Raw genomic sequence first — 13,363 nt, forward strand, 5'->3', positions numbered from 1 at the left:
AAAGTGAAATGGGCTACAGTTTAGATTTTCGAAAAAGCGTCCTGGCATACAAAGATAAACATTCGTTGACTTTCGAGCAAACAAATGCCCATTTTGAGATTTCTATTCGTACCCTGTTCCGGTGGAGCCATAAAATAGAACCTTGCATGACGCGTGATAAGCCTCCTATGAAAATTCCTGATGAAGTGCTTATCGCGGATATCCAAAAATTTCCCGACGATTATCAGTGGGAAAGAGCAAAACGTTTAGGTGCCTCGCAGTCGGCTATTCATTACGCCTTGAAACAACTTCGGCTCACGCATAAAAAAAACGCTAGAACACCCTCGCGCTGACCCTCAGGCTCGTCAAACGTTTGTCGAGCGGATCAATGGCTATGAACAGGCAGGCAAACCGATTGGTTTGATAATAGGATTGCTGGTATGAATCATGAGAGTTACCTCGTATTTTGTATAAGGATTCGACACCCACATAGCAAAGTCGGTAACTCTTAACCTTTCAAGGTTCAGTGTCAGATCACGTCGTGACTAATACAAGTAAACACTCACTGCACAGCTCTTTCCATATTGACCGTGACAGGTGTTAATTTAATTATTCAATTAACAAGCCATGCAGTTTATTGGCTGCATAGCTTGCAGATGACAAACCGGGCTTAGCCTCCAGCCAGTTTTACCTTCATTCCTTTTGCTTCCAGCAATTGTTTCAGTAAGTCGCGTTTATCGCCTTGAATTTCAATTTCTCCCTCCTTGACAGATCCCCCGCAACCACATTTTTTCTTCAATTCGGCAACCAACTTAGCCAAAGTTTGGTCATCAGCATCTATGCCTGTAATCACACAAACACCTTTCCCTTTACGGCCACTAGTTTGGCGCTGGATCCGTACAACACCATCCCCTTTCGGACGAGAAGGCTTTACTTTTTCCTCCTCCTGAATGCGGCCACCCTCCGTCGAATAAACCAGGCGAGAGTTATTATCCATGAACAACTCCAATAGATTGGTTAATCTGTTGTAGTGCTAATGCCGGATTTTCTGCACGGGTAATTGGACGCCCGATCACCATATAATCCACCCCAGCCTGAACCGCTTGAGGAGGTGTCATGATCCGGCGCTGATCTCCTGCTTCTGTACCTTCAGGGCGAATACCTGGAGTAACCAATTGGAATGCTTGTCCACATACGGCTTTCAATTGCTGTGCTTCATGGGCTGAACAAACTACGCCATCCAAACCACACTGCTTTGTCAATAATGCCAAACGCTCCGCATGTTGCGCTGGAGTCACATCAATGCCTGTACCTAATAAATCAGCGTGTTCCATACTGGTCAGTACTGTCACAGCAATTAATAGAGGGGCATCCTTACCATAAGACAACAAGACTTCTTTAGCTGCTGTCATCATTCTCTCACCACCACTGGCGTGAACATTAACCATCCACACACCTAGTTCAGCCGCAGCCGCAACCGCCCTTGCCGTTGTATTGGGAATATCGTGAAATTTAAGATCCAAAAATACGTCAAAACCACGCTGATGCAGCGCCTGAACAAATTGTGGGCCATATAATGTAAACATCTCCTTACCCACTTTCAGGCGACAGGATTGTGGATCAATCTTATCGACAAAGGCCAGCGCCATATCCTGATTGTCATAATCCAATGCGATAATAATAGGTGAGTCAATCTGTTTATCTAAAGTTTGAACTGTGTGAGAGGTCATTTTTAGGCCCTTTGATTTACTAATAAACTTGAACTACTTATAAACTTTCATCACTAATGAATAGCGACCGTGTCACTGACCATCCAATCCTCGGATCGGTTTAATTGAGTCCCAAGAACGACATGATGGGCAATGCCAATATAATGAGCGGGAAGTAAAACCACATTTATGGCATCGATAATCAGGTTTTGTACGAATTTGCTCACCTACCATATTGCGCAAAAGAATCAGGCTTTCTTTCGCCCGCCCTTCTTCTGCTTCCGTCAGATGATAATCCATCAGACGATAAAACAACCTCATTGTTGGATGGCGTTCCAGTTGAAAGTTAATGAAATTTTGGGCAACATCACGTCCTTCTTCCTTTTCAAGAACATCAGCCATATGAAGTTCTGCGATCGCACCACAATTTTCTTCTACACAGCGTTGTAAAAAAGATTGCCATTCATCTGGTTGAGATAGATACTGGTAACATTCTTGCAACATTGGCAAAGATTCACTGACGAGTTGTTTATCTTGGTCGAGAATACGCTTCAACGCATTGGTCGCGTTAAGATACTCCCCTTGGGCCATATAAATACGGCCAAGCATAATAGAAGCACGAGCACAGTTTTTATCTGCCTGATACGCTTTGTTCAAATAACTGAGCGCATCAATAAAATCGTCACTACCCATACATTGCAATGCTAACTCACAATAAAAATGGGCAATCTCTTCCCGAAAATGATGCTTGCCCAGTTTTACGAGTTTTTCAGCGACATCAACAGCTTTATTCCAGTCACTCGTTGATTGATAAATGATGAGTAAGGAGTTGAAGGCATTTTCACGCAGGTCTGTTTCGTCAACTAGCTGAATAAACATATTCTCAGCACGATCATAGACACCAGCAGCCATATAATCTTGCCCAAGTTGCTGGATCGCAAGCAAACGCTGTTCAAACGTCAGAGAAGCACTTTCCATAAGGGATTGGTGAATACGGATGGCTTTTTCAACTTCACCACGGGAACGAAAGAGATTGCCCAATGTTAGATGAGCCTCAAATGCAGGACTATCCTCTTTCAGCATATCAAGAAATAAATCTACCGCCTTATCTTGCTGATTTGAAAGTAAAAAATTAACACCATCAACATACTCACGCGAAAGGCGGTCAGCCGATTGTTGCTTATTTTGTTGAGCACTTCTGCGCCCCATATACCAGCCATAGGCGGCAGCAATGGGAAGCAACAGAAACAACAGCTCTAACATGGAGAATTATTCCTTGTTTAATGCCACGGTAGATACGACTTTTTTGGATGAACCGGATGGTTGCCCCACCTGAGTTTCCAGTCGCTTAATTTTGCGTTTCGCATGTCGCAAAGAGATACCGGCGCGTAAGTAAAAAATCCCACAAATTCCCCAACCGAGGATAAAGCCAACAGCAAATAATGCAGCCAGCAGTGTAGATACAGAGTAATCACCTTTAGCAATCAAATAATTAAACGTCACTATCTGATTGTTATTTGCTCCCAGTGTCACTGAGATAACAAAAACAACCAGTGCCAGTAATAAGATCAGAAAATATTTCACATTTCTTCCTGTTATCTATTGTTGCTGATTGATTATGCCAAATAACAGACATAGTGGCGTGCTAAATTAGCATTTCTCGTCTACACACGTCTACGTAAAGGGAACAATTTATTGCAACAAACACTGATTTCCTTCTTTTTGTGATAAATATATCTACAAAAATCTGCCTTCTAGTTTAGCATGTTAATATGTTTATCATTAAAGAATCTGACACCTTATATTCATACATATTAATACCTTCTGTTACAATGCTTCTTCGTGCATGCGTCGTAGCCAGAGAAAATTTTTTGCGTAGTTTTAGCTGTTTTCTCAGCCGGTATTGTTTTAAATATCACAATATTTATAACGAGTTAAATCAACATATGAATACAAAAATACAGCTAAAACGAGTAGCTGAAGCAAAATTACCTACGCCATGGGGCGAGTTTTTAATGATTGGATTTGAAGAAACCAAAACAGGCCGTGATCACGTCGCTCTTGTTTTTGGAGATATTTCTGGTGATGAACCTGTATTATCGCGGATCCACTCAGAATGCCTCACTGGCGATGCTTTATTCAGCCTAAGATGTGACTGTGGCTTTCAATTAGAAGCTGCGCTTTCGCAAATTAGTCAAGAAGGCCGTGGCGTTTTGCTCTACCACCGCCAGGAAGGCCGCAATATTGGTCTGCTGAATAAAATTCGAGCCTATGCTTTACAGGATCAAGGTATTGATACTGTTGAGGCTAATCATCAATTAGGTTTTGCGGCCGATGAAAGAGATTTCACCCTGTGCTCAGATATGTATAAGTTGTTGCATATTAATGCAATTCGCCTTCTTACCAACAACCCTAAAAAAGTTGAAATCATGATAGAAGCGGGCATTAATATCACCGAACGTGTTCCACTGATTGTAGGGCGTAATCCCCAAAATGCCCGTTATTTAGATACTAAAGCCAGCCGAATGGGCCATTTATTATCCCAATCAAACTAAAAGTTTTCCGATTAATTTCTATAAAAAACTGCGTCGGTGTGGGCGCAGTTTTTATTTTTAAACCTTTTTGACAACATTACCTTATTCCACTCGGCGAACACGCGTGAAGTGTCCCTATTTCTACTAAATCGCCTGTGGGAGTAACTTATTATTTCTTGTCTGCTGCAATACGATCACGAACATGTTGAGCACGCTCCTGTGAAGGCGGGTGTGAATCAAACATGCTGGTTTCACCACTGCCTAGTTTAGCCAGTTTCTCGAAGCTGGTTACTAAACCTTCCGTTTTGATATTGCGTTTTTTCAGCAAATCATAAGAGAAGTCATCAGCCTGACTTTCCTGATGTTGTGAGAACTGCGAGTTGATCAGTTTTTCACCCAATGCAGCCAGCTGAGAATCGCTCAGCTGTGCGGCTATACCACCCGCTGACGCAGCTGCGGTACGTGCAGCAACTGCGGCATAAGCAACTTGCATTGCTTTACGTGAATGACCCAGTGCAACGTGACCCATTTCATGACCCAGTACGCCTTCGACTTCATTATCATTCATTATGTCCATCAAGCCGCTGTATACGCGCACACAACCATTAGCCATTGCCCATGCGTTCACATCATTAGTCAGATAAACTTTATAATTAACCGGTGTACCGTTAACTTCGTTACCCAATGCTTTGGCTATTTTGTTCAAACGTTTAGTGTATTGACTGGATGCCGGTGCAATTTTATTCTGTGCATCCATTTCATTACATGCTTGGTCAGATAACTGTTTGACATTAGAATCACTTAGTGTCGCCGCCTGGAGTAATTGCATTCCAGAGTGAGCCAGCATTCCCTGATCAATATTCTTACAACCTGCCAGAACTACAGCAGAAATAGCCACTGCAACAAGAGTTTTAATTTTCATAATGTTGTTTTTCCTTTGCAATACATGCAACTATAGTATTTTAAGAGCATTAAAAGACTATGAGTTTTTATAAAAATAACAATAGAAATAAACTCTGATATTTATAATTATGTGAATTTGGTAACATTTTAAAAAAAATAATCAAATTATCAACAGAATAATGGTGACGTGTCGTCTATATAGCCTGTTCCTTTTCAGATCAGCTTCTTATTGGCCTAAAATTCTAATCTTGGAACAGGCTCTTGGTTCAATTTATTATCCAGAATTCAATTTCTTATTTCAGCATATTACGAATCACGTAATGTAAAATGCCATCATGATAGAAGTAATCCAGTTCTGTTCCCGTATCAATGCGACAACGAGTATCAATCACAATTTTTTGTCCATCGACATAGGTGATTTTCACTGCAATTGTCTGCCCAGGCTGAATGTTAGATAATCCTGTAATATCAATTTGCTCCTCTCCTGTCAGGTTTAAGGTCTTACGGCTAACTCCCTGAGGAAATTCTAATGGTAAAATCCCCATACCAATCAAATTAGAGCGGTGAATTCGTTCAAAAGATTCCGCAATCACAACCCTGACCCCAAGTAATCTCGTTCCTTTTGCAGCCCAGTCACGGCTCGATCCTGAACCATATTCTTTTCCTGCTATAACGGCTAATGGTATTTTCTCCTCCTGATAACGCATAGCCGCATCATAAATAGCAAGTTGGGATTGAGAAGGAATATGGCGGGTATACCCTCCTTCAACACCAGGTACCATTTCATTACGGATCCGAATATTGGCAAACGTTCCTCGCATCATGACTTCATGGTTGCCACGCCTTGAGCCATACGAGTTAAAATCTTTTGGTGCAACACCATGTTCTTGCAAATAACGTCCAGCAGGACTGTCAGCCTTGATATTTCCAGCAGGGGAAATGTGATCCGTCGTAACTGAATCCCCCAATATCGCCAAAATGTGAGCCTTATGAATGTCTGTAACGGGTTTAGGTTCAGCTTTCATATCACTAAAAAACGGTGGATGGCGTATATAGGTAGAATCCGGCTGCCAAGCATAAGTTGCTGAACTTTCCACACTCAGGGACTGCCAATTTTCATCACCATCAAACACAGAATCATATTCTTTATGGAACATTTCGGTTCTGACTTTTCCAATCGCTTCTGCAACTTCTGTACTATCAGGCCAGATATCCTTCAAATAAACATCATTTCCTTGTTGATCTTTTCCGATAGGCTCTCGCGTCAGATCTTTCTTCATACTGCCAGAAAGCGCATAAGCCACCACCAAGGGCGGCGATGCCAACCAGTTGGTTTTTACTAAAGGATGAATACGTCCTTCAAAATTTCGGTTACCGGAAAGCACAGCTCCAACGGTTAAATCAGCTTGCTTAATCGCAGCTTCAATGGGATCAGGCAATGGCCCAGAGTTACCAATACAGGTAGTACAACCATAACCCACTAAATTGAAACCCAATTTTTCCAAATATGGCATGAAACCTGCCAATTCCAGATAATTTGTCACAACTTTCGAACCAGGTGCCAGTGACGTTTTAACCCATGGTTGACGCTGCAAGCCTTTCTCAATCGCTTTTTTGGCAAGTAATCCCGCCGTCATCAATACGCTGGGGTTAGAGGTGTTTGTGCAAGAGGTAATGGCAGCAATCACCACGGCACCATCTTGCAATGAAAAAGTTTGGTTATCTAAAGTCACTGATATCGCGACTGAGTGCTCTTGTGTATTATGAGTATCCAACTCCATAGCAGACTGAAAAGCCTGTGGTACATTTCCCAATGCAACCCTGTCTTGAGGCCGTTTCGGTCCAGCTAAACTTGCTTCAACCGTCGACATATCCAACTCTAGGATGCTGGTAAAAATAGGCTCATCCCCAGTATTACGCCATAGACCCTGAGTTTTGCAATAGGCTTCAACCAAAGCAATTTCTTCTTCATGACGCCCCGTCAATCGCATATAGTCTAATGTAATGTCATCAACAGGGAAGAAACCACAAGTTGCACCATATTCAGGGGACATATTGGCAATAGTTGCCCGGTCTGCCAGCGGCAAATCAGATAATCCATCGCCATAAAATTCAACAAATTTACCCACAACACCGTGCTTACGTAGCATCTGTGTCACGGTCAGTACAAGGTCAGTTGCTGTGATCCCTTCTTGCAATTTTCCGATCAGTTTAAAGCCAACAACATCTGGAACCAGCATGGAAACCGGCTGCCCCAGCATGGCCGCCTCTGCTTCAATTCCTCCTACCCCCCATCCCAAGACACCCAACCCATTAATCATGGTCGTGTGAGAATCCGTTCCAACCAGCGTATCAGGATAAGCAAAATCCTGGCCATCCTGATTTTCATACCAGACAGCTTTCCCCAGATATTCCAGATTAACTTGATGGCAAATCCCCGTTCCAGGAGGGACAACACGGAAACGGTTAAACGCTTTCTGCCCCCAACGCAAGAACAGATAACGTTCATAGTTACGTGCCATCTCTATCTGGACGTTTTCTGAAAATGCCTGTTCAGTGCCAAATTTATCAACCATCACTGAGTGATCGATAACCAAGTCAACAGGAGATAACGGATTAACCTGTTCTACATTACCACCGAGTCTTAACACAGCTTCCCGCATGGCAGCAAGATCGACGACAGCCGGCACGCCTGTAAAATCCTGCATAAGGACACGGGCAGGACGATAAGCAATTTCGCGGTCTGCATGACCGGTTTTTTGCCATTCCACCAGCGCCTGCAAATCATCTTCCACAACTGATTCACCATCAACATTGCGCAAGAGATTTTCGAGCAAGACTTTCATTGACTTTGGCAAGCGGGATATATCGCCTAATTGTTCAGATAACAGAGGTAGGCTATAATAATGATAGATTTTACTTCCAATTGAGAGCGTTGAAGCACAGTCTTTTTTCAATTTAAACGACATAACTCCTCCTTTCTTATTATGGTTAGCTACCATTAAACATAACATATAAGCAAATATTTGTTATTCCATGACCACACATTTTGCTAATTAACTATAAACCCTCATTTATTGATAAATTTTAATGATGACATTTCCAAAGTAGATATGTTTTATTCGCGCCATAAAAGTTTTATTGAATTAGCTCTAAAATTTTTACGTATTTCTGGCTAATAAGTTTTAAATTGAAACTTGAAAAACAAAGGTATATTCAGGATAGTTAGAGATTGGAGGGAAAATTATGGATACAGAAAAAAACAAAGAATTTCAATATCATCTAAACAACATACAACAAGCAGATCAGTTTTTTTCAGCCGGTATTAGAGATAAATTTTCATTGTCAGATTATCAGCTTAGTGATACAGACGGCCTTGTCCAATTTATTATTACTGCAAATATTGTCGATAAAGACAGTATCTTACAGAAAATGAACGAGATCAAAAAAATACAGATCGCGCTTTCCTCAATAGTCGCCGATTATATTACCAAATATACCCATGTCCATGGTAAAGAATATAAAACTGACATTCAATTTTGGGAAGATATCATGGCAAAACTGCCATTGATGAGTATCATAAATGTCGAAAATAAAACTTATCAGCATGAAATGAAAGGAATTTCTATTGCAATAAATTTACTCCAACTCATTATGGATATTATTTTAAATGCAAACTCTCCAAGCCTGAAAAGCTTTTCCGACTTTTTACAAAAACAAGGTGATGCCATAAGACTGGGTTTAAAACGGAATGGAGATCATTACTCCACCCTCACATTAGCCAGTGTTATTGAAGCAATTGGGATCGAAGATCAGGTCGTGTATATCCCTAAAATAAAACTCTACAAAATAGATTTTGACAGAACCAACTCGGAGGTGACATCAAACTGCGCCTCTAACGAGAATGTTAATATTGAATTTACTTACTCTTCTTGTACTTCCTTATTTAATTATCAAGCGCTAGAGGATCACGAAGTTAAAACCGCTTTCGATAAATTTATTCTCAAAAATCAAAAATCTTCAATAGAAGACTCTGACAATTTTTTCAGTGGTGAATTTAATACAATGATCCCAAAGGGGATATAAAATAAAAGATCAACCACCTACCTGCTGTTTGGAGGTGGTTTAATCTTCTTTATACCTATTTTTCTGATATTAATACCTTTTTATACTATTGGTAGTTCGATATCTTTGAACATTTCTTCAATTTCTTCATTAGAACGCAACGCTATGGCGTTATCCACCACATTACGCGTCAAATGTGGCGCGAAACGCCAAATAAAATCGTACATATAACTGCGCAAGAAACTACTGCGGCGAAAGCCTATCTTGGTCGTGCTGTAACCAAATTGATCGCGCATATCAATACGTACTAAATCACTGTCCTGAACAGGTTCTATGGCCATACTGGCAATCACACCAACTCCCAGTCCTAGTCGTACATAAGTCTTAATCACATCAGCATCTGTTGCTGTAAATACGATTTTAGGTTTCAAACCAACCCGATCAAAAGCAACATCTAACTCAGAACGCCCAGTAAAACCAAACGTATAGGTTACAATCGGATATTCAGCCAATTCTTCAATCGTGACATTCTGTTTACTAGCGAGAGGATGATTTTTCGTCACCACAATAGAACGGTTCCAATGATAACAAGGCAGCATAATCAGATCGCTATAAAGGTGCAGTGCTTCTGTTGCTATCGCAAAATCACTATTTCCTTTACATACCTCTTCCGCAATTTGCGTTGGAGAACCTTGATGCATATGCAGTGATACATTGGGATAACGTTCAATAAAGCCTTTAATAACAGGAGGTAAAGCATATCTTGCTTGTGTATGGGTGGTCGCTATATATAAAGAACCACGATCAGGATAGGTGTGTTCACTAGCAACAGAACGAATTGAATCAATTTTTGACAGCACTTCACGTGAAATACGGACAATTTCTTCACCAGCCGGAGTCACGTGCGTCAAATGCTTACCACTGCGAGCAAATATCTGAATCCCCAACTCATCTTCGAGCATCCTGACTTGTTTACTGATCCCTGGTTGAGAGGTGTACAATCCTTCTGCTGTAGAAGATACATTTAGATTGTGATTAACCACCTCTACAATATAACGCAATTGCTGTAATTTCATGTCAGCACTGTCCCTAATAATCAAATGTATGAACGTTTTGTAGTTTAACCAATTTCTATATTACCAATGGTTATCCACATATAACCATATAGAATATATATTTGTCAGTATATAACCACTATAACACTTGCTATATATTTATATAACAAATAATTAAGTTGAGTAACTATTATCAAGAACCTGTTGCAGATATATTGTGTTTTAATTTTGTTGAAATACAAAAAAAGCCAGTCCATAGAACTGGCTTTTTAGAAAGAAAAATTATATTTCTCACAAAAAAAGAAATATCTCTCTAAATATATTTCTATGAATTATACCCAATAAATAAGGGTATAAAGCACAAATTCATCTTCAGATTGATTACTTCTCTTTCACAACCCAAGCCCCTTCAACAAAAAATGCGCTCCATCCGGTAGCTTTACCGTTTTTCTCTGACGAAACGTATTGCTGTTTAGTTTTACGACTAAAACGAACAACTGTTTTATTTCCTTCAGGATCAACAACAGGCGCTTGCGCTAAATAACGCAATTTCTCCGGTAAGCGATCTTTAAACCGAACAAGCTCCTCAACCAATGGCGCTCGTGTTTCGCGAGATTTAGGGAAAGTGTTAGCCGCTAAAAATACCCCTGCGGCGCCATCACGCAGAACAAAATAGGCATCCGATTTTTCACACGCCAATTCAGGTAATGGAACCGGATCTTCTTTTGGTGGTGCCACTTCCCCATTACGTAAAATCTTACGGGTATTTTTACACTTTTCGTTTGTACAACCCATGTATTTACCAAAACGCCCCATTTTCAGGTGCATTTCTGAACCACACTTATCACATTCAACTATTGGGCCATCATAACCCTTAATACGGAATTCACCCTCTTCAACTTCATAACCATCACATTCTGGGTTATTACCACATACATGCAATTTACGCTGGTTATCAATTAAATAACTGTCCATCGCTGTACCACACTTTTTGCAGCGACAGCGAGCGCGCAATGCATTGGTTTCAGCATCATCCCCTTCCAAAATATTTAGGATTTCATTTTCTGGGATAAGGTTAATCGTCTGCTTACATCGCTCTTTAGGTGATAACGCATAACCAGAACAGCCAAGAAATACCCCTGTTGTTGCAGTACGAATTCCCATTGGGCGACTACAGGTCGGGCACTCAATCGAGGTAATCACCATTGGGTTTGGACGCATTCCACCTTCATCTGGCTCTTTACTAGCAATATCGAGCTTCTCACTGAAATTGGAGAAAAATTCGTCCAGAATGCCTTTCCAATTCGCTTCATTGTTAGCTACATGATCGAGCTGGTCTTCCATTCTTGCCGTAAAATCATAGTTCATCAATTCGTTGAAATTTTCTTCCAAACGATCATTAACGATTTCACCCATTTTTTCTGCATAGAACCGCCGATTCTCAACACGAACATAACCACGCTCTTGAATGGTTGAGATAATTGACGCATAAGTCGATGGACGACCAATTCCGCGTTTTTCCAACTCCTTGACCAAAGACGCCTCACTGAAACGTGCAGGTGGTTTTGTAAAGTGCTGGCTTGGTATCAACTGTTGCAAATCAAGCTCTGTGCCTACTTCCATGATTGGCAACGTATGATCTTCATCTCCTTTGCGCAAAGCCGGCATGACTTTTGTCCAACCATCAAAACGCAAAGTACGGCCTTTGGCACGTAACTCAAAATCGCCAGCTTGGACGGTCAGTGTCGTGGAATCATATTTCGCAGGGGTCATCTGACAAGCAATGAATTGACGCCAGATAAGCTGATACAATTTTTGTGCATCAGTTTCCATATCTTTCAATTCTTCTGCCATGACATTAACATCGGAAGGGCGAATCGCCTCATGGGCTTCCTGAGAGTTTTCCTTGCTACTGTAGACATTAACACTTTTCGGCAAGTATTTATCACCAAAATGGTTACTGATATAACCCCGAACCATTTCCAATGCGTCCTGACTCAAGTTAGTCGAATCGGTACGCATATAAGTGATATGCCCAGCTTCATATAAGCGTTGCGCCATCATCATGGTTTTCTTAACCCCAAACCCAAGCCGTGTACTTGCCGCCTGTTGCAATGTTGAGGTAATGAATGGGGCACCTGGCTTACTCGATGTTGGACGATCTTCACGCTCAACCACTTTGTATCTCGCCTTTTCAAGCAGAGATACTGCTGACTGCGTTTGTTGCGCATTTACAGGCTTAAATGGTTTTCCCTTCTCATGGGTAACTTCCATATGGAGAGGGATATCGCCCTTAGCCATTAAATCCGCGTGCAGTTGCCAATATTCTTCCGGCACAAATGCCTTGATTTCGCGTTCCCGCTCAACCACAAGACGGACTGCGACAGATCGTACCCGCCCAGCGGATAACCCTCTGGCCACTTTTTTCCACAGTAGCGGTGAAACCATATAGCCTACAACGCGATCCATAAAACGACGCGCTTGCTGGGCATTCACACGATCAAGATTCAACTCACCGGGATTATCAAAAGCCTGTGTGATTGCATTTTTGGTAATTTCATTGAATACAACCCGACTGAAACGGGATTCATCTCCACCAATCACTTCCCGCAGGTGCCATGCAATAGCCTCTCCCTCGCGGTCAAGATCCGTTGCAAGATAGATATGATCGGCTTTTTCAGCCAGCGTTTTCAGCTCTGAAACAACTTTTTCTTTGCCTGGCAAAATTTGATAGTTCGCTTCCCAACCATGATAAGGATCGACGCCCATACGAATTACTAGCGCCGTTTTCTCATCTTTTTTTGCTTTCTTTTTATTCTTATCGGTAGATGAGCTTGAACTCTTTTGACTCACTGTTCCACTCGTCGGCAAATCACGGATATGACCTACACTGGATTTTACAACGTAGTCATTCCCCAGATATTTATTGATTGTTTTGGCTTTTGCCGGGGACTCCACTATAACAAGAGCTTTAGCCATAGTTACCTTTACCTAATTATCTTCTTTTCAGATGGCGAAAATCACGGCGTTATGTTGCGATATATAAAATAAAACCTCTTTTTATATTGCGATAGATTTGCAAGATATCAACTAATTTTTATCTTGTACTTTTGCTTAA

General features: G+C 41.2%; 11 protein-coding genes. 3 read left to right on the forward strand and 8 right to left on the reverse strand.

The window, feature by feature from the left end; genetic code table 11:
* The first annotated feature begins 8 nt into the window (after window positions 1-8).
* Window positions 9-332 carry an IS630 transposase-related protein gene (locus tag AAC853_RS15200; RefSeq protein WP_340615043.1) on the forward strand — a complete coding sequence of 108 codons (324 nt, stop codon included), beginning with the start codon at window positions 9-11 and terminating at the stop codon, window positions 330-332.
* Between the two features lie 317 nt (window positions 333-649).
* On the opposite strand, the gene yciH is transcribed toward AAC853_RS15200, so the two are convergent.
* The 4 genes from yciH to AAC853_RS15220 form a co-directional block, all read right to left on the reverse strand.
* Window positions 650-976 carry a stress response translation initiation inhibitor YciH gene (gene yciH / locus AAC853_RS15205; RefSeq protein WP_340615044.1) on the reverse strand — a complete coding sequence of 109 codons (327 nt, stop codon included), beginning with the start codon at window positions 974-976 and terminating at the stop codon, window positions 650-652.
* Window positions 969-1,709, reverse strand: a complete 741-nt coding sequence (gene pyrF, locus AAC853_RS15210; protein WP_338882358.1) for an orotidine-5'-phosphate decarboxylase — start codon at window positions 1,707-1,709, stop codon at window positions 969-971. Before pyrF ends, yciH begins: the two co-directional genes overlap by 8 nt.
* A gap of 72 nt (window positions 1,710-1,781) precedes the next feature.
* The gene (gene lapB / locus AAC853_RS15215) at window positions 1,782-2,951 is read right to left on the reverse strand and encodes a lipopolysaccharide assembly protein LapB (protein WP_340615045.1); all 1,170 of its coding nucleotides are present in this window, start codon (window positions 2,949-2,951) and stop codon (window positions 1,782-1,784) included.
* Between the two features lie 6 nt (window positions 2,952-2,957).
* The gene (locus AAC853_RS15220) at window positions 2,958-3,272 is read right to left on the reverse strand and encodes a LapA family protein (protein ID WP_338882360.1); all 315 of its coding nucleotides are present in this window, start codon (window positions 3,270-3,272) and stop codon (window positions 2,958-2,960) included.
* A gap of 362 nt (window positions 3,273-3,634) precedes the next feature.
* On the opposite strand from AAC853_RS15220, the gene ribA reads away from it, so the two are divergent.
* A complete protein-coding gene (gene ribA, locus AAC853_RS15225; protein WP_338885568.1) occupies window positions 3,635-4,243 on the forward strand; it encodes a GTP cyclohydrolase II in 609 nt (202 codons plus the stop codon).
* A gap of 148 nt (window positions 4,244-4,391) precedes the next feature.
* On the opposite strand, the gene loiP is transcribed toward ribA, so the two are convergent.
* The gene (gene loiP, locus AAC853_RS15230) at window positions 4,392-5,144 is read right to left on the reverse strand and encodes a metalloprotease LoiP (RefSeq protein WP_338882362.1); all 753 of its coding nucleotides are present in this window, start codon (window positions 5,142-5,144) and stop codon (window positions 4,392-4,394) included.
* 274 nt (window positions 5,145-5,418) lie between these two features.
* Window positions 5,419-8,094, reverse strand: coding sequence for an aconitate hydratase AcnA (acnA, locus tag AAC853_RS15235; protein WP_340615046.1), 2,676 nt, complete (start codon window positions 8,092-8,094; stop codon window positions 5,419-5,421).
* Window positions 8,095-8,371: 277 nt separating this feature from the next.
* On the opposite strand from acnA, the gene AAC853_RS15240 reads away from it, so the two are divergent.
* Window positions 8,372-9,211 (forward strand): hypothetical protein, encoded by an 840-nt coding sequence (locus tag AAC853_RS15240; RefSeq protein ID WP_338882365.1) that lies wholly within the window; start codon window positions 8,372-8,374, stop codon window positions 9,209-9,211.
* An 80-nt stretch (window positions 9,212-9,291) separates the two neighbouring features.
* Here AAC853_RS15240 and cysB read toward each other — a convergent pair whose 3' ends face one another.
* Window positions 9,292-10,266, reverse strand: coding sequence for an HTH-type transcriptional regulator CysB (gene cysB / locus AAC853_RS15245; protein WP_338882367.1), 975 nt, complete (start codon window positions 10,264-10,266; stop codon window positions 9,292-9,294).
* A 360-nt stretch (window positions 10,267-10,626) separates the two neighbouring features.
* On the reverse strand, window positions 10,627-13,224 hold the full coding sequence (gene topA, locus AAC853_RS15250; RefSeq protein WP_340615047.1) for a type I DNA topoisomerase: 2,598 nt from the start codon (window positions 13,222-13,224) through the stop codon (window positions 10,627-10,629).
* Window positions 13,225-13,363: the final 139 nt, after the last annotated feature.

Origin of the sequence: Xenorhabdus thailandensis (assembly GCF_037996785.1) — a bacterium.
Classification (GTDB): domain Bacteria; phylum Pseudomonadota; class Gammaproteobacteria; order Enterobacterales; family Enterobacteriaceae; genus Xenorhabdus; species Xenorhabdus griffiniae.

Bases quoted from the DNA above. Each gene is read 5' to 3' on its own strand.
- cysB (WP_338882367.1), bottom strand. From the start codon at position 10,266: ATGAAATTACAGCAATTGCGTTATATTGTAGAGGTGGTTAATCACAAT.
- ribA (WP_338885568.1), top strand. From the start codon at position 3,635: ATGAATACAAAAATACAGCTAAAACGAGTAGCTGAAGCAAAATTACCT.
- lapB (WP_340615045.1), bottom strand. From the start codon at position 2,951: ATGTTAGAGCTGTTGTTTCTGTTGCTTCCCATTGCTGCCGCCTATGGC.
- yciH (WP_340615044.1), bottom strand. From the start codon at position 976: ATGGATAATAACTCTCGCCTGGTTTATTCGACGGAGGGTGGCCGCATT.
- pyrF (WP_338882358.1), bottom strand. From the start codon at position 1,709: ATGACCTCTCACACAGTTCAAACTTTAGATAAACAGATTGACTCACCT.
- AAC853_RS15240 (WP_338882365.1), top strand. From the start codon at position 8,372: ATGGATACAGAAAAAAACAAAGAATTTCAATATCATCTAAACAACATA.
- AAC853_RS15200 (WP_340615043.1), top strand. From the start codon at position 9: ATGGGCTACAGTTTAGATTTTCGAAAAAGCGTCCTGGCATACAAAGAT.
- topA (WP_340615047.1), bottom strand. From the start codon at position 13,224: ATGGCTAAAGCTCTTGTTATAGTGGAGTCCCCGGCAAAAGCCAAAACA.
- loiP (WP_338882362.1), bottom strand. From the start codon at position 5,144: ATGAAAATTAAAACTCTTGTTGCAGTGGCTATTTCTGCTGTAGTTCTG.
- acnA (WP_340615046.1), bottom strand. From the start codon at position 8,094: ATGTCGTTTAAATTGAAAAAAGACTGTGCTTCAACGCTCTCAATTGGA.